Raw genomic sequence first — 17359 nt, forward strand, 5'->3', positions numbered from 1 at the left:
CATTACCCCGCTTTTACAACTAATTCTGGGCTCGATTTCTCTAACTTGAGCAGATCGGCCACGGCAATATTTTTAGGTTTTACTAATACGAAGCAATCCAACCAGTTAGCAAAATCACTTAAGATCATCTTGGCATGTTCACTGCCCGTTTCGGCCACGTGGGCTTCAATCAGACCTTTTAAATGTTGTTGATGAATCGGTGAGTCAAGTTTTTGCGTATCGACAAGCTCAGTATTCACACGGCGATTAAAGCGGCCGAATTGATCGAACACATAGGCAAAGCCGCCTGTCATACCTGCGCCGAAGTTTACCCCTGTTTTACCAAGAACAACCACTATGCCGCTAGTCATGTATTCGCAGCCGTTATCACCGAGTCCTTCGACCACAGCAATCGCCCCTGAGTTACGGACCGCAAAACGCTCGCCAGCTTGACCTGCGGCGAAGAACTTGCCGCCCGTCGCGCCGTAAAGGCAGGTGTTACCGACAATGGCGCTGCGCTCACTTTGGAACGGGCTGCCAATTGGCGGGTAGATGACAATCTGGCCGCCAGACATACCTTTACCCACATAGTCGTTGGCATCACCGCAGAGTTTTAACTCTAGGCCTGGGCTATTCCACACGCCAAAGCTTTGGCCGGCACTGCCGTTAAAGCTCAGTTTGACCGGTGCTTTGGTGCCTTTGACGCCGAGCGTACTCGCGATATAGCCTGACAAGGTCGCGCCAACGGAGCGGTCGGTATTGTTGATGCTGTAAGCGGCATCGAAACACTCGCCCTTATCGACGGCGATTTGGCACTCGTTTAATAAATGTTGGTTCAGCAACCCTAAATCCGCTGGTGGATTGGTTTCTTGCCAAGTGCGTGACGAGGTTGCTGGCACCTTAGGTTGATACAAAATCGGTGACAGATCTAAGCCTTGTTGCTTAGCGGTTTGGCCTTCGAGGGCATATAACCATTCACTGCGACCGACTAAGTCTTCAAACTTACTCACCCCTAAGGCCGCCATCCATTCACGCACTTCCTGTGCAACAAACTCAAAGTAAGTCATCACTCGCTCTGGCAGACCATGATAATGGTTGTCACGCAGGTTTTTATCTTGCGTCGCCACGCCAGTTGCGCAGTTGTTCAAGTGGCAAATACGCAGGTATTTACAACCTAGGGCGATCATAGGCACAGTGCCAAATCCAAAGCTTTCGGCGCCTAACAACGCGGCTTTAATCACATCGGTACCGGTTTTTAAGCCGCCATCGACCTGCAGGCGAATTTTATGGCGTAGACCATTTTCCACTAGCGATTGATGCACTTCGGCTAACCCTAGCTCCCATGGGCTGCCCGCATACTTCACTGAGGTGATTGGGCTAGCACCTGTGCCGCCGTCATACCCTGAAATCGTGATCATGTCCGCATAGGCTTTCGCTACGCCGGTGGCGATAGTGCCCACACCGGGTTCTGACACAAGTTTCACTGAAATCAGCGCTTTAGTATTGATTTGCTTCAAGTCGAAAATCAGCTGGGCTAAATCTTCGATAGAGTAAATATCGTGGTGCGGCGGCGGTGAAATCAAGGTTACGCCAGGGCGCGCATGACGCAGTCCGGCGATTTCAACGCTGACTTTATGGCCGGGTAACTGACCACCTTCACCGGGTTTTGCCCCTTGGGCGACTTTAATCTGCAACACATCGGCATTGACTAAGTAGTGCGCCGTAACGCCAAAGCGTGCCGAGGCAATCTGTTTAATCGCAGAGTTGCGTTCAGTATTAAAGCGGCGAGCATCCTCACCACCTTCACCTGAGTTCGAGCGGCCGCCTAAGCGGTTCATCGCAATAGCCAGCGCTTCATGGGCTTCGGGGCTCAAGGCACCGATACTCATGGCTGCGCTGTCAAAGCGTTGATACAAGCCCGCTGCGCCTTCGACGTTAGCGATATCAATCGATGCTTGTGCACCCTTAATACCGATTAAGTCACGCAGTGTGGCCACGGGACGATTGTCGACGAGTTCGGCGAACTTTTTATAGGTCGCGAAGTTTTTGTCAATCAATGACGCCTGCAAGGTGTTGACCACATCAGGGTTGAAGCAGTGATACTCGCCGCCTTCAACGTATTTCAGTAAGCCACCTTGCGGCAATGGCACATGGGCGCGGTAGGCGGCTTTGTGCAGAATCGCTTGGTCTTGGGCGATTTCAGCAAAACTGACGCCTTCGATACGGCTAATCACGCCTTTAAAGCACAGTTCAATCACGTCGCTGGCGATGCCGATAGCTTCAAACTGTTGGCTACAACGGTAGGAACCGACAGTGCTGATGCCCATTTTGGACATGATCTTACGCAGGCCTTTTTCGATGCCGTAGCGGAAGTTCAACATCAATGCCGTGGTGTCGGTTAACTGGTGACGTTTCGCCAGTTCAGAGATTGATTCATACACTAAGTACGGATAAATCGCGGTGGCACCAAAGCCAAGCAATACGGCAAAGTGATGCGGATCTCGCGCCGATGCGGTTTCAACAATAATGTTGGTGTCGCAGCGCAGGCTCTTATTCACCAGCATTTGTTGCACAGAACCGACCGCCATGGCCGCAGGGATCACTTGCGCGGTTTTACCTATGGCTCTGTCTGACAGAATAAGCAAAGTCGTGCCACTGCGGGCTAAACGCTCGGCTTCGGCTGTGATACGGCGAATAGCACTTTCTAAGCCTTCCTGTGGTTCGTAATTTAAATCGACAATATTGGCGCGGTAGTAAGTGCTATCTAATCCCAGTAACTGGTTAAAATCACTGAATAATAAAATAGGTGAATTGAACATTACCCGGTAAGCATGCCCAGTCGTTTCATTGAAGAGGTTCTGTTCACGGCCAATACAAGTGGTCAACGACATAACGTGTTTTTCACGTAAGGGGTCGATAGGTGGATTCGTTACTTGAGCGAATTTTTGCCTAAAATAGTCATACAGTGAACGTGACTTTTTCGACAATACCGCCATAGGCGTATCGTCGCCCATAGAACCTGTGGCTTCTTCACCTTGTTTTGCCAGTACCCAAATGACTTGCTCTAATTCTTCACGGGTATAGCCAAATTGTTTTTGGTATTGCAGTAAAAGCTCAGGGCTTAACTCGCTGGCACCGTGCTGCTCAGAGGCTAAATCTTCCGCTGGCGTTAAAGTACGGCTGTTCTTCGCCATCCACTCTTTATAAGGGTGGCGACGTTTCAAGTCGTTATCAATTTCAAAGGATTGGTACAGGCGGCCGTTTAAGGTATCGAGTACCAGTAACTCACCCGGTCCAACGCGGCCTTTTTCAATCACTTCATCGGCGGCGTAATCCCAAATACCGACTTCGGAGGCCAAGGTCAAAATACGATCTTTTGTGATCACATAACGCGATGGACGCAGACCGTTACGGTCAACGGCGCAGGCAGCATGGCGACCGTTGGTCATTACAATACCTGCTGGGCCATCCCAAGGCTCCATGTGCATGGAGTTAAAGTCGTAGAAGGCTTTTAATTCGTCATCCATTTCTGGATTACTTTGCCAAGCAGGCGGGATCAATAGACGCATGGCACGGTATAAGTCCATGCCACCGGATAACAGCATTTCCAGCATATTATCTAAGGAAGAAGAGTCTGAGCCCGTTTCATTCACAAAGGGAGCGGCCTGCTGCAAATCTGGCAGTAGCGGTGAATTAAACTTATAGGCGCGGGCGCGGGCCCATTGACGGTTACCCGTAATCGTATTGATTTCGCCGTTATGGGCTAAATATCTAAACGGCTGAGCTAATGGCCATTTAGGAGAAGTATTCGTTGAGAAACGTTGATGGAATAGGCAGATAGAGCTTTTTAAGCGAATGTCCGCGAGATCGGGATAAAACGCGGGCAAGTCTACAGGCATCATTAAGCCTTTATAGACGATAACTTGGCCAGACAAACTCGCGACATAGAAGTCTTTGTCATCGGTGATCTGCTGCTCTAAGCGGCGACGCGCCATATAAAGGCGGCGTTCCAAGTCTTTTTCACGCCAGCCAATAGGGGCGTTGATCAGCACTTGGTAGATTTGTGGCAGGCTAGCCTTGCCGATTTCACCTAATACATCGGGATTGACCGGCACTTTGCGCCAGCCTGCAATACTTAAGGTTTCACGCTCGAGTTCGCGCTCAAGAATAAACTTAGCTTGGTCAGCCAGTTCATCATCTTGACTTAAAAACAGCATACCTACCGCAAATTTACGGCTCAAATGCCAATCATTTTCCGCGGCAATCGCTTCAAAAAATTGCACTGGCAATTGCATTAATAAGCCACAGCCGTCGCCAGTGCGACCGTCGGAGGCAATGCCACCGCGGTGCTTCATACGATCTAGACCATGGATTGCCGTGCGCACTATACGATGACTGGCTTCGCCATCCATCTGTGCTATCAACCCAAAACCACAATTGTCCCGCTCAAAACTGGGATGATATAAGCTCATACAAAAACCTCCCTAGACCTCAACTGATTACTACTCGGGGAGAAAATGTAAAGACTTTCTATAGATATGCACCCGAACCACCCAAATTAGCCTGAGATTCAATAAAGGTCAAACCAAAAATTTGCATAAAACATGGGTATTAATTCATGTTTCATACACAAATCATAATTGCTTTACGTTAACGTCAACAGTAAAAAGTGCTGTATAACATTATGAATAAAAAGAATTTTAAAAATGAGGAAACTGTGGGTTTACCAAGATGTAACATGCAGGTTGGATTGTTTTTGATTTAGAAATAGTGATTTTTATTGCAAACACAGTAATTAAATAAAAAATTATAATTATTGAATTATTATTCATTATCAGTGTGAGCAAGATCTCAGTGGTTAGTGTGTTAATTTGAGGATGCGCACATTTATGACAATAAGGGTATGAGTCAGGCGGGAATTTGATGTAGCGCCAAGAAACCACTCGCTACCTTGTTTACACTAAGCTTTTTCTTCTATTTGTTCACGTATTTTCTTTTCTATTTGTGATTTTATCTTGGTTATTCTTAATGAAGCGATATGAAATTTGGTGGGTGCTCTGATGGGGCTTGATGCATATGTGAACACCTTTGGTGCCGTTTGCAAGGCGCGATATGGTACCCGACTACGAAAACTCACCATAGATGCCAAGTTTACCTGCCCTAACCGTGATGGCACCTTGGGGCGTGGAGGTTGTACTTTCTGCAATGTGGCGTCATTTAGCCACCAAACTGCTGATGTGCTGAGTATTACCGAGCAGCTCGAACAGGGTAAGAGTCGTTATCGTGAGGCGAAACCTCAGGCGCAAGCCGATAAATTTATAGCGTATTTTCAGGCTTACACTAGCACTTATGATGAGTATCAGGTGTTAATGGCTAAGTACGATGAAGCCGTTAAAGATGGCGAGATAGTGGGTCTGTGTGTAGGAACTCGTCCCGATTGTGTGCCAGATAATGTACTGGATTTACTGGCAAGTTATCAGGCAAACGGCGTTGATGTGTGGTTAGAACTTGGGTTGCAAACCGCTAAAGATGAAACGCTGCGCAAGATCAATCGTGGCCATGATTTCGCCTGTTATTGCGACACTGTGTCGAGGGCGAGAGCTCGCGGTCTTAAGGTGTGCACTCATCTTATTCTTGGCTTGCCCGATGAAATCCATAGCGATTATATGGCGACCTTAGCGGCGGTATTGCTGCAGGGCGTTGATGGCTTGAAGCTGCATCCTTTGCATGTCGTCGAAGGTAGCACTATGGCCAAGGCGTGGCGAAGTGGGCGCTTATCTTTACTGAGTCTTGAAGATTATGCTCGTAGTGTTGGTGAGATGATCCGCAATACACCCGCGGAAGTGATTTTCCACCGCGTCACCGCTTATGCGAAAAAACCTATGCTATTAGCGCCTGATTGGTGTGCCTATCGATGGGATGGATTGGTGGCAATTGTGGATAATTTACAGCTTTATGGTGGACAAGGGCATGTATTAGCGCAACGATAGAGGCAAGTTAGTGGGATACATTTCCTCCTTAAATGCTATGTCGTCGCTATTATTTTGTAAGGGTTTACTTACGACTATTAGTTTGTTTTTTGTTAATTTTAATCTGAATTTGACCATGGATATCGCTATAAGTTGCACAGACAATTTTAGCGGGTATCATGTGATAAATTCGTTTTAAGCATTGGACCACTTAAGGGAGGCCTCATGGCCACAGTTGAATTAGAAGTAATCCTAGATCTCAATACTCTCGAACAGTACTGTAGCGCCATTGGTGCCGGTACTTTACTAAAGAGTGTGGTGTTATTTGAGCAGCTCATGCCTGAATATGTAGGAAATCTAGTGAAGGCTAACGACGCTGCAGACAGAGATACCTTATGTTCAGAAGCGCATAAATTTAAAGGTGCCGCAGGTTCGGTAGGTTTAAAACGCATTCAGCAAATCGCCCAGTTATTACAACACGGTGAAGAGCCAAGATGGGAGGCTGAACACAGCGCTTGGGTTGCTGAAATCGTCGAACATGCGAGCGCTGACCTACAACAGTTAAAGTTATTCCTCCAAGCCAAAGCATAAAATATTACTTGCTAAGGTAAGTTAAGGCGCAGCAATAATGTCTATTGTTGCGCTCAATTGAGTGAATCTTGCATTGGTTTTACGATTAAGTTTGTTGTTTTCGACATTTTCTTGTTAGCGCTTTTCCCATCTTATTTTGTTACTCCCACTTAAGTTTTACGGCGAACCGATTGAATATCGATTCGGGTCACAATCCTGATATCTTATGCCGCGTTATTGCTCATCACTTATGCTAAAGTAGATTTAATTTCTTAATTCATAACCTTAATGGCAATCGAGAAAATGAAAAGTTTACCTAGCTTAAAAAACTTATTCTATTTGGTGAATCTCCATCAAGAGCAGAATTTTAACCGCGCCGCTAAGGTGTGTTTTGTCAGTCAATCGACGCTTTCAAGTGGGATCCAAAACCTAGAAGAGCAGTTAGGGCATCAGTTGATTGAGCGAGACCATAAGTCATTTATGTTTACCGCCATTGGTGAAGAAGTGGTGCAGCGCGCCCGTAAAATTCTCACTGATGTGGATGATTTGGTGGAATTAGTGAAAAATCAAGGTGAGCCGATGACGGGGGATATTCGCTTAGGCTGTATTCCAACCATAGCGCCTTTTCTATTGAGTCGTGTGATCCGCCAGTGTCAGCAATCTTATCCGGCGATGAGTTTATTATTGAAGGAAGATACCACTGAGCGTTTGTTAGATGCTTTGGGTAAAGGAGAGCTGGACTTATTGATCCTAGCACTACCCGTTGATACTAGCGGTTACCACAGCATGAAAGTGGGCATAGATCCTTTCAAAATGGTGGCCCACAAAGATTTAGCGGGTGGCATACATCAACCTATTGATTATCAAACTCTGCCGGACGAGAGTATTTTTCTTCTGCAAAGTGAGCATTGCATCACAGGCCATGCTATTACTGCATGTCAGCTAGGTGATAGTGCGAAAGTCAATCCGTTTGCCGCCACCAGTTTGCATACTTTAGTGCAGATGGTGAACAGTAAACTGGGCACCACGTTTCTTCCGCAAATGGCCATTGACGCGGGTATTTTGAATGACACAGATTTAGTGGTGATGACGCCACCGGGTGAGGCACCTTACCGTGATATCGGCCTTGTCTGGCGTCAAACCACCAGTCGGATCTTAACTTTCCGCACTTTAGGTTTAATGATCCAAAAATTATTAGCTAAGGACGAGGAATAAACTGACTGTAACTGCAAAGCATTAATTCAAGCTAAAGCTTAAAGTCGATTACAAATCAGAGCGGGGAAACGCCAAACACTTCAATTGAGTGTTGTTTCCCTTTGAGTTTGACTGGGCCTAGATTTGATAGGTGATACTGAGTGTTGGGGTTATCTAAACGTCCCGCGAGTGCGCCTGAGATCAACATGCGTTGTCCCAAGGGGTTACACTGATCTTGCAGTCTCGCTAGGGTATTGAGTACATCGCTAAAGAAACTAATCTCTTGTTTTTGCACGCCAACAACTGCAGCGACGACTTGGCCGCAATGGGCCGCCGCTTTAAACTTAGGCACAAAGCCATAGTGTTCTTCAAAGTAACGTCTTTGCCAATTAAGTTGCTGACTAAATTCAAAATAGATATTCATGCAGCGGTCGTGAACTATCCCTTCTTCTAACGGCCAGTGGATCAACACGGCATCGCCCATATAGCGATAAATCTCCGCTTCGTTATTGGTCACTGTGTCCGACAGCAAGCTAAAGCTATCTTGGATCAAGCGACTAAAGCGGTAGTCCCCAAGTGATTCGGCGTGTGTGGTCGAGGCGACCATGTCTAGGTAAAGGAATAATCGCTGCTCGTACCTTGGCTTGTGGTATTTACCTAGACCAATGTTGAGCAGAATACGTGGGCCGACTAACAGCGCCATTTGCTCGACGAAGGCTAAACTGACTCGCACGACCACCAGATAGACGATCAATGCTTGGAATGAAGGACTATAGAGAATGTGCGCTGTCAACATTTGTCTAAGGGTCGACATATGATTTTCGATGGCCCACATATTCAAGAACTGAGTCATGTACGCTAACGTCGTCGCACCAAGTAATAAAAACAAGCCTTTAAAGATGACAGAAAACACATAGGGGAGGCGATTGATGGCACTGAAATCGGCAATAACGTTCGACATCCAATGTAGACTGCCAAAAATTATCCCCATATAAATAGCAAGTGTCGCGAGATCGGCCGAACCTACCGCCCATTGGGGCAGTTCTGGTGATTGGGCATATCGAAAAAACACGAATGCAGCCATGGCAATCGCCCAAGCTAAAATCGCAAAAAGGAGTTTTTTCGCTTGTCTACGTGCTCTCACTGCTTGATGGGTATCCGAATACGGCTGTGATTTCAGAATGCCGTAGTTTATAGAAAAGAGTCACCTTAGTGCCAGTGAAATTTGTGATCTGGATCAATCCAAGTCTATATCGTCACTAAATATTAACCAAAAACCTTATTAAGTATCATGGCGGTGAAACTGGTCTTTAAATAAAAGCCCCTAGGGTTGGTCATTTTGAGGCTGCCATCTTCGGCAATGCTTTGCGTTAACGCTTTACTGTTGGCAGCTTTAGGACGTAATTGCAGCACTTCGCCATGGCGTGCGGTGAGTTTCTCAACTTTGCCTAGGGCGATAAGCTCCATGATCTCTTCCCAATCCTGTTGCAGTAATTGCAACTCCTGTGGATCAGGCTCCCATAATATCGGAGTACCGATGCGGCGCTCACCTACAGGAATGTGCCGTTCACCTTCTACAGGTACCCAAAGGACTCGCTGTAACTTATGGCAGACTAAGCTATTTTGCCAGGTTAACCCTTGGATATTTGACAGCGGTGCCACGCAGACATAAGTGGTCTCCAGTGGTCGCCCCTGTGCATCTATGGGGATGGTTTTAAGTTCTACCCCTAAATGTAGAAAATCTTGCTCAGGTTTAGACCCCGCCGTCGCGCCTAATTCCATTTCGATTAATTGGCCGACCCAGCCTTTATCGCGTTTAAGATCCTTGGGAACATTTAAGCCTCTTTGTGCTGCTATTTGCGCCAAACTCACGCCAGCCATCAGATGGGCGCGTTCGAGTAACTCAGGGAGATTTTCGGGCGGGATAATTTGATTCATGGTTGGATTTTACTTAAAAATAACCGCTTAGCAATGGCGGTTAAAAAGTGAGCGTCAAAGTTCGGGTAAAATTATAACGAATGCTTTTGAACTAAGTGCCTGATTTTAAATTTTATATCTGAGTTACTCCCCGTTTTGCAAAAAAGTGTTCAAAGTTACTCTCTGCTTTCCCTTGCGTTCCCCACACACTTATCCACAGATATTATGGATAACTCAGTAAAATGCGTCCCTTAACCTAATAAAAACCCCAAGTCAATGCGAATAAAGGGCATTTATTCCGGCTTTTGTGGACAGTTGTGGACACTATTTGTGTATAAAGTTGTGTAGTGTTGTGAGAACTATAGAAATACCTCTGACTGGTTAAATAGTGAGCTTTATTGTTTTTTTTGCCATTTTAAAATGAAGGTATCTATTTAAGTTGTTGAATTTATTTTTAATTAAGTTTTAACTCTAAATTATTTAAATAGCGGTAAACAGATGTTTTTTGAGCGTTATAACAAGTTCACCTGAGTTTCAAACAGAGATATCCACAGAAAATGTGGATATCCCCGCATTTCATCCCCTAGCTTTGTTGATAAATGTCTTTTAAGTGTGATTTTATCCAATGTCTAGGGTGAAATAGAGGTTTGCTGAGAGACTAGCTTTATGAAACAATCAGTTTATTAAAATTTAATGTGATTTGGAGTCCATGTGATTGATAGCGACGGCTTTCGCGCAAATGTGGGCATTATAATTTGTAACAGATATGGCCAAGTCATGTGGGCCAGACGCTTCGGTCAACACTCATGGCAATTTCCTCAAGGTGGTGTCGATGATGGCGAGACAGCAGAAGAGGCAATGTACCGTGAGTTGTATGAAGAAGTGGGCCTAAGACCCGAACACGTGCATATCCTAACCTCGACCCGTTCTTGGTTACGCTATCGTTTGCCAAAGCGTTTAGTCAGGCAAGACAGTAAACCTGTGTGTATTGGGCAAAAACAAAAGTGGTTTCTGTTACAACTGAAAAGCCAAGATAGTGCGATTAATTTAAGTTCCTCTGGGCATCCTGAATTTGACGATTGGCGCTGGGTAAGTTATTGGTATCCTGTGCGGCAAGTCGTGTCATTTAAGCGTGATGTTTATCGTAAGGTGATGAAAGAGTTTGCGGTAACGGCATTGTCATTCCAGACCCTAGAAATACCTAGGAAACGGGGAAGGCAAAAAACAACGGGCTGATTTTCAAAAGAGGATTGAAAACAGTGTTAAATACGCTTAGGGATATTACTCAGGCTGTGGCATCAGCCCACAGTTTGGAAACCGCACTAGAAGTCTTAGTCTCATCGACTAAAGCGGCTATGGAAACCCAATGTTGCTCCATCTATATCCTAGAAGAGCAAGAACTGGTGTTATCTGCAACCGACGGTCTTGAAAAAAGCGCCGTTGGTCGGGTACGTATGCCACTGACCGAAGGTTTAGTGGGACTTGCTGCCCAGCGAGAAGAGGCCGTTAACCTAGCGGATGCGCGGCTTCACCCCAGATTTAAACTTTTCCCTGAAGTTGCCGAAGAAGAATACCGTGCCTTTTTAGCTGTACCTATTATCTACCAGAAAGCCGTGGTCGGGGTGATAGTGGTACAGCAGGCGAGTGCCCGTCAATTCAGTGAAGGCGAAGAGGCCTTCCTGATGACGCTCGCCGCCCAGTTAGCGATGGCGGTGCGCGGTTTAAAACAAAAAGCTCAAGTCAGTTCCCACCACCAACAAATTCTATTTCAAGGTACGTCGGCGTCGAATGGTATCGCCATTGCCTATGCTTTTGTGCTTGGTGGAGAAATTCCCCTTGAGCAGCCTGAGGTGCGTTCTGACGATATTGCCTATGAATCGAGTCGCTTAACCACGGCTATGGTGCGTTGTAAAGAAGCGATAGGTGCCTTATCTCAACGGTTTGATCGCGAGCAAGATGACGAAGTTGTCTCCATTTTCAATGCATTACAGTTACTGCTTGATGATGCTAGTTTAGGCGGCGAATATACCCGTGAAGTGCAATTAGGTTGGGCTGCTGAGTCGGCGGTGAGCCGAGTGTCTCTACGCTATATTCAACAGTTTTTAGCAATGGAAGATCCTTACCTTAAGGAGCGGGCTAGCGATATTCGCGACTTAGGTCAAAAAGTATTGCGCCAACTTATTGAGCCAGAACGTCTAGAGCTTGAGCCCGATAAACCCGTAATCCTCATTACCCGTGAAGCCGATGCGACTATGTTGGCTGAGTTCCCAAGGCAAAAGCTTGCGGGTATTGTCACTGAGCTAGGTGGCGTAAACTCCCATGCCGCCATTTTAGCCCGTGCCTTAGGTGTGCCTGCTATTACAGGTGTCGAGCAACTGTTATCCGCCAATATTGACCAAAAACTTCTAGTCGTAAACGCAAGCCGTGGTCAGTTATTGGTGTCGCCATCACCGGCGATTGTTGGAGAGTATCGCAGCCTGATTTCGGCACAAAAAGCTTTGCAACGCCAGTATGCCCAAGAATTAGCGCTGCCTTCGGTAACCCTCGATGGTTCACGTATTCGCTTGTATCTTAATGCGGGATTACTCAGTGGTGTGGCCTCTGAAATTGCAGAGGGCGCCGACGGTATTGGGCTTTATCGCACTGAAATTCCTTTTATGTTGCAACAGCGCTTCCCGAGTGAATCTGAGCAAGTCAAAGTGTATCAACAGGTCTTGTCGGCGGCGTCCGGTCGACCTGTGGTGATGCGCACTTTGGATGTTGGCGGTGATAAACCTTTACCGTATTTCCCGATTAAAGAAGACAATCCTTTCCTTGGCTGGCGTGGGATCCGTTTGTCGCTGGATCATCCAGAATTATTTTTGGTGCAGTTACGGGCCATGTTGCAGGCTGGTGGAGACGGTAAGCAATTAAGTATTTTACTGCCTATGGTCAGTAATTTAGATGAAATTGATCAATCCTTAGAATATTTGCAACAAGCCTATGTCGAATTAAAAAACGATGTTAACAGCGACATAGTGATGCCAAGCATAGGCATTATGCTCGAAGTGCCTGCCATGTTATATCAGTTGGATGATGTGGCAAAACGAGTGGATTTTGTCTCTGTTGGTAGCAATGATTTAACCCAATATTTACTGGCTGTTGACCGTAATAACCCGCGGGTGAGCTCGTTATTTGACAGTTATCACCCAGGAATATTGCGGGCTTTGCATCAGGCGCACCTCGATTGTCGATACCATAAACTCGATATTAGTATCTGTGGAGAGTTAGCGGGCGAGCCTATGGGCGCCATTTTGTTGGTGGCAATGGGATACGATCAATTGAGTATGAATCAGGGCAGTTTAGCGCGAATTAATTATCTATTGCGCCGTGTTGCAAGGGCCGATTTAGATCAATTGCTCGCTCAAGCCTTGAGCCTATCAAACGGCTTTCAAGTGCGGGAGCTGGTTAAAGAATATTTAAACCAGCAAGGTCTCTCGACAATTCTTAATTAACTAATCTTGTCTTTTGCTTTAAGCTAAGGCCCTCAATTTATCACGCTGTAGGTACTCGTGTGGATAGTTTGTTGTCGGTGTTCTTTATTTGCTTAGCTTTAGGTGCATTTGTCGGCTTTATGGCGGGATTATTAGGTATCGGTGGCGGCTTGATTGTAGTGCCTGCGCTGCTTTATATTCTGCCTTCCGTTGGGATTACTTCTGCGCAATTACCCCATATTGCGATTGCCACTTCGCTGGCGGCCATTATTCTCACTTCTATCTCATCGATGCGAGCGCATCACAAGCGGGGGAACGTGCCGTGGGGATTGTTTCGTACTATGTTCCCTGGGATTGTGCTCGGTGCGTTGATGTCAGGTTTCATTGCCGAACAGATCCCTGCAGCAACCCTTAAACAAGGCTTTGCGGCTTTTGTGATTTTAATGGCGATTCAGATGGCGTATCCCCTTAAAACTGAATCGAACCGAGAATTACCTAGTTCAATTATTCTGTTTGTGGTTGCTGTGATCGTCGCTGTAATTGCAGGATTAATGGGAATTGGTGGCGGGGTATTGTTAGTGCCGTTTTTAACCTTCTTTGGTCTGCAGATGCGTTACGCGGTTGGGTTTTCGGCGGCGACAGGTTTGTTGATCTCCCTGTCGGGCAGTTTCGGCTATATCATCGCAGGCCTTAATGCGCCCGAGTTACCTTATGGCACCTTAGGTTTTATCTTTTTACCAGCCTTGTTTGGTTTAGTGATCACTTCTGTCCTGATGGCGCCCGTTGGCGTGAAAGCGGCAAGCACTTGGCCAACATCGGTACTTAAAAAGATATTTGCACTGTTATTGCTGTGTGTCGGCCTTAAGTTAATTCTGACCTAGTTTTTATGTTTACCTCTATTTGAGGCTGCTAATGGATGTGTTATGGCGTTGAGTTTCCCCAATATCGATCCCGTTATCGTATCATTTGGACCCTTTAATCTGTTTGGACAAACCTTTGAACCTGCACTGCGTTGGTATGGTTTTACCTATTTAGTCGGATTTGTTGCGGCTATGTGGTTGCTCAATCGACAAGCTGACCGCTCCAAGGGAGTGTGGTCGCGGGAGCAAGTGTCAGATTTACTCTTTTATGGTTTTCTTGGGGTGATATTGGGCGGGCGTATCGGTTATGTGCTTTTTTATCATTTCGATTATTTCCTCGCTAGCCCATTATATTTATTTAAAATCTCCGAAGGCGGCATGTCCTTCCACGGCGGTTTGATGGGCGTGATAGCGGCGATGATTTATATCGCCTGGAAACAAAAGCGCACCTTCTTTGCGGTAGCCGATATGGTGGCACCTGTTGTGCCTATTGGTTTAGGCGCAGGGCGTATTGGTAACTTTATTAATGGTGAACTCTGGGGCCGAACCACAGACGTGCCATGGGGCATGGTGTTTCCAACTGGAGGCCCCGAACCGCGCCATCCTTCTCAGTTGTACCAATTTGCACTTGAAGGTGTGGCGTTATTTCTTTTACTTTACTGGTTTAGTAAACGTACCGATAAAGTTGGTGCCGTCTCTGGTATGTTCTTAGTCAGTTACGGTATTTTCCGTATTATGGTAGAAACGGTGAGACAACCCGATGCACAGTTGGGACTCTACTGGGGATTGATGACCATGGGGCAGATACTGTCTATTCCTATGGTGTTAATCGGTTTGTACTTGATTTTTCGTAAGCAAGGTAAGCAGCAATGAAACAGTATTTAGACTTAATGAAGCACATCTTAGCCGAAGGTGTGGATAAATCGGATCGCACAGGTACGGGGACTCGCTCAGTATTTGGCTATCAAATGCGCTTCGATTTGAGCAAAGGTTTTCCTTTGGTAAGCACCAAGAAATGCCACATGCGCTCTATCATCCACGAATTGCTGTGGTTCCTGAAGGGGGAAACTAACGTTGCCTATTTACGCGAAAACAAGGTCAGCATTTGGGATGAATGGGCCGATGAAAATGGCGATTTAGGACCGGTTTATGGTGCCCAGTGGCGTAGCTGGCCAACCCAGAGTGGCGATGCTATCGATCAGATTTCACAAGTAATTGCTCAGATAAAATCTCAGCCAGATTCTCGCCGCCTTATCGTTTCTGCGTGGAACGTGGGCGAGCTGGATAAAATGGCCTTGGCGCCGTGCCACGCATTTTTTCAGTTCTATGTAGGCGATGGTAAATTATCTTGTCAGCTGTATCAGCGTAGTTGTGATGTGTTTCTTGGTTTGCCATTTAATATTGCCAGCTATGCTTTGTTAACTATGATGGTCGCCCAGCAATGTGACTTGGCCTTAGGTGATTTTGTGTGGACCGGTGGCGATACCCATTTATATTCTAATCATATGGAACAGACGGCACTGCAGTTAAGTCGTGATCCAAAACCGTTGCCGACCATGACTATTGTACGCAGACCTGAGTCGATTTTTGACTATCAATTCGATGATTTTGAATTAACAAACTACGCTCCACACCCTCATATCAAAGCCCCTGTTGCTGTGTGATGTATGTTTTTTAGCCTGACACTTCGGGATAATCGAGGTGTTAGGGAGAAACTTACGATTATATTTGTTGTTACAATTCGTCTACACTCAATTCATTATGATTTTTAGGAGTGCACGATGGAAAAAGCAATTAGAAATTTTCTGAGCCAAGAATCGGCTGGCGGTATCCTATTATTGGTTGCTGTTGCCTTAGCTATGCTGATGGCCAATTCCCCTTTATCTGGACTTTACCAAGGCTTTTTAGGCACTGACGTACAAGTTAAAATTGGCGAGCTCGATATTCATAAGCCGCTAATTCTGTGGATCAACGATGGCCTGATGGCTGTATTCTTTTTGCTGATTGGTTTAGAGGTTAAACGTGAGTTACTCGAAGGTGCCTTATCGAGTGTTGCTCAAGCCTCTCTGCCTACCTTTGCCGCCATTGGCGGCATGTTAGTCCCTGCTGGGGTGTACTTACTGTTTAACTATGGCGATCCGGTCACACAAGCGGGCTGGGCGATTCCTGCCGCGACGGATATTGCGTTTGCTTTAGGTATTATGGCGCTGCTTGGGAGCCGCGTTCCCGTTTCGCTGAAAGTCTTCTTACTTGCTTTAGCGATTATCGATGACTTAGGTGTCATTGTGATTATCGCGCTGTTCTACAGCACCGACCTATCAACCATCAGTTTAGTGATTGCCAGTTTAGCGATTGCGGGCTTGGTTGGGTTAAACCGTAAAGGGGTCACCTCACTTTTACCCTATGGCATTTTAGGATTGATCCTTTGGGTCGCCGTACTGAAGTCTGGAGTGCATGCGACTCTGGCTGGCGTCATCATCGCTTTCTGTATTCCATTACGGGCAAAGGATGGCAGCTCACCTTCGGAAGGCTTAGAGCACAGTTTGCACCCTTGGAGCACCTTCTTCATTCTACCAGTGTTCGCTTTTGCCAATGCGGGGGTTTATGTCGGTAATATGAATTTGGAGACGTTAATTTCTCCTGTCCCCGTTGGTATTGCACTGGGCCTGATGTTAGGCAAGCCCATTGGTGTGATGGTGTTTAGCTATATTGCGGTGAAACTCAAACTGGCTCAGTTACCCGATGGCGTAAGTTGGAAGCAAATTGCCCCTGTCGCGGCCATGTGTGGTATTGGTTTTACTATGTCCATGTTTATTGCGTCGTTAGCCTTTGAACATGCAGATCCTATGTACGGTGACTTAGCGCGCCTCGGAACCTTAATCGGTTCGATTATGGCGGCGTTAGTCGGGTATTTCTGGTTATCAAAAGTGTTACCTAATAAAGGAGTATAACTATGATAAAGTTGAAATTAATGGGAATGGCAACACTCTTATGTCTATCGACAACCGCGACGGCATCACAAATAGCGGCCTGTAATCAGGATGCGAACTCTCAGACTTGCCAAAGCTATCTTGAAGGGATAGTGGATGGCGCTCTGATGTTTAAATCTGATTCCTTAGGGGCGAGATTAGAAACCAATGGTTATGAATCGAGGGCGCTTAAATACCGTGGTGGTAAACGTTTCCAAGAGGCAAATCGGACCTATTGCGCTGAACGTATTCCTGAACGTAACGTTTTAGTCTCAGGTGTCACTGAAGCGGTAAGTCTGGGTAATGCGACTGATTTGGAGCAATTACAAGGCATAGTCACTAACTTGCTTGATTGCCAGCGTTTGCAATAAACTGATTTATAACAATAGGTTTTTATCCCTCAGCTCCTTGGGCGTATGAGGGACGAT

At 46.2% G+C, this 17359-nt stretch carries 13 protein-coding genes; 10 read left to right on the forward strand and 3 right to left on the reverse strand.

Going from position 1 to position 17359, the window contains the following annotated elements; translation table 11 throughout:
* Positions 1-2: 2 nt before the first annotated feature.
* Positions 3-4451 (reverse strand): glutamate synthase large subunit, encoded by a 4449-nt coding sequence (gene gltB, locus AYJ58_RS09005; protein ID WP_106649838.1) that lies wholly within the window; start codon positions 4449-4451, stop codon positions 3-5.
* Positions 4452-5039: 588 nt separating this feature from the next.
* On the opposite strand from gltB, the gene AYJ58_RS09010 reads away from it, so the two are divergent.
* From AYJ58_RS09010 to oxyR, 3 genes are all read left to right on the forward strand, one after another.
* On the forward strand, positions 5040-5969 hold the full coding sequence (locus AYJ58_RS09010) for a TIGR01212 family radical SAM protein (RefSeq protein ID WP_106649839.1): 930 nt from the start codon (positions 5040-5042) through the stop codon (positions 5967-5969).
* 204 nt (positions 5970-6173) lie between these two features.
* Positions 6174-6539 carry an Hpt domain-containing protein gene (locus AYJ58_RS09015; RefSeq protein ID WP_106649840.1) on the forward strand — a complete coding sequence of 122 codons (366 nt, stop codon included), beginning with the start codon at positions 6174-6176 and terminating at the stop codon, positions 6537-6539.
* Between the two features lie 282 nt (positions 6540-6821).
* The gene (gene oxyR, locus AYJ58_RS09020) at positions 6822-7733 is read left to right on the forward strand and encodes a hydrogen peroxide-inducible genes transcriptional activator OxyR (protein WP_028760839.1); all 912 of its coding nucleotides are present in this window, start codon (positions 6822-6824) and stop codon (positions 7731-7733) included.
* A 55-nt stretch (positions 7734-7788) separates the two neighbouring features.
* On the opposite strand, the gene AYJ58_RS09025 is transcribed toward oxyR, so the two are convergent.
* The gene (locus tag AYJ58_RS09025; protein WP_006080760.1) at positions 7789-8856 is read right to left on the reverse strand and encodes an adenylate/guanylate cyclase domain-containing protein; all 1068 of its coding nucleotides are present in this window, start codon (positions 8854-8856) and stop codon (positions 7789-7791) included.
* Positions 8857-8978: 122 nt separating this feature from the next.
* Positions 8979-9650, reverse strand: coding sequence for a DNA mismatch repair endonuclease MutH (mutH, locus tag AYJ58_RS09030; protein ID WP_106649841.1), 672 nt, complete (start codon positions 9648-9650; stop codon positions 8979-8981).
* 690 nt (positions 9651-10340) lie between these two features.
* On the opposite strand from mutH, the gene rppH reads away from it, so the two are divergent.
* The 7 genes from rppH (at position 10341) to AYJ58_RS09065 (ending at position 17302) form a co-directional block, all read left to right on the forward strand.
* Entirely contained in the window at positions 10341-10865 is a 525-nt protein-coding gene (rppH, locus tag AYJ58_RS09035) for an RNA pyrophosphohydrolase (protein ID WP_006080762.1), read from the forward strand.
* A 23-nt stretch (positions 10866-10888) separates the two neighbouring features.
* Positions 10889-13123, forward strand: coding sequence for a phosphoenolpyruvate--protein phosphotransferase (gene ptsP / locus AYJ58_RS09040; protein WP_106649842.1), 2235 nt, complete (start codon positions 10889-10891; stop codon positions 13121-13123).
* A gap of 59 nt (positions 13124-13182) precedes the next feature.
* Positions 13183-13983, forward strand: a complete 801-nt coding sequence (locus AYJ58_RS09045) for a sulfite exporter TauE/SafE family protein (protein WP_106649843.1) — start codon at positions 13183-13185, stop codon at positions 13981-13983.
* 42 nt (positions 13984-14025) lie between these two features.
* The gene (gene lgt, locus AYJ58_RS09050; protein WP_106649844.1) at positions 14026-14835 is read left to right on the forward strand and encodes a prolipoprotein diacylglyceryl transferase; all 810 of its coding nucleotides are present in this window, start codon (positions 14026-14028) and stop codon (positions 14833-14835) included.
* Positions 14832-15626, forward strand: a complete 795-nt coding sequence (gene thyA, locus AYJ58_RS09055) for a thymidylate synthase (RefSeq protein WP_106649845.1) — start codon at positions 14832-14834, stop codon at positions 15624-15626. Before lgt ends, thyA begins: the two co-directional genes overlap by 4 nt.
* Positions 15627-15743: 117 nt before the next feature.
* Entirely contained in the window at positions 15744-16913 is a 1170-nt protein-coding gene (nhaA, locus tag AYJ58_RS09060; RefSeq protein WP_106649846.1) for a Na+/H+ antiporter NhaA, read from the forward strand.
* 2 nt (positions 16914-16915) lie between these two features.
* Positions 16916-17302: a hypothetical protein gene (locus AYJ58_RS09065; protein WP_106649847.1), complete on the forward strand. Its 387-nt coding sequence runs from the start codon at positions 16916-16918 to the stop codon at positions 17300-17302.
* Positions 17303-17359 lie beyond the last annotated feature (57 nt).

The organism is Shewanella sp. Pdp11 (genome assembly GCF_002838165.1).
In the GTDB taxonomy this organism is placed as follows: Bacteria; Pseudomonadota; Gammaproteobacteria; order Enterobacterales; family Shewanellaceae; genus Shewanella; species Shewanella hafniensis.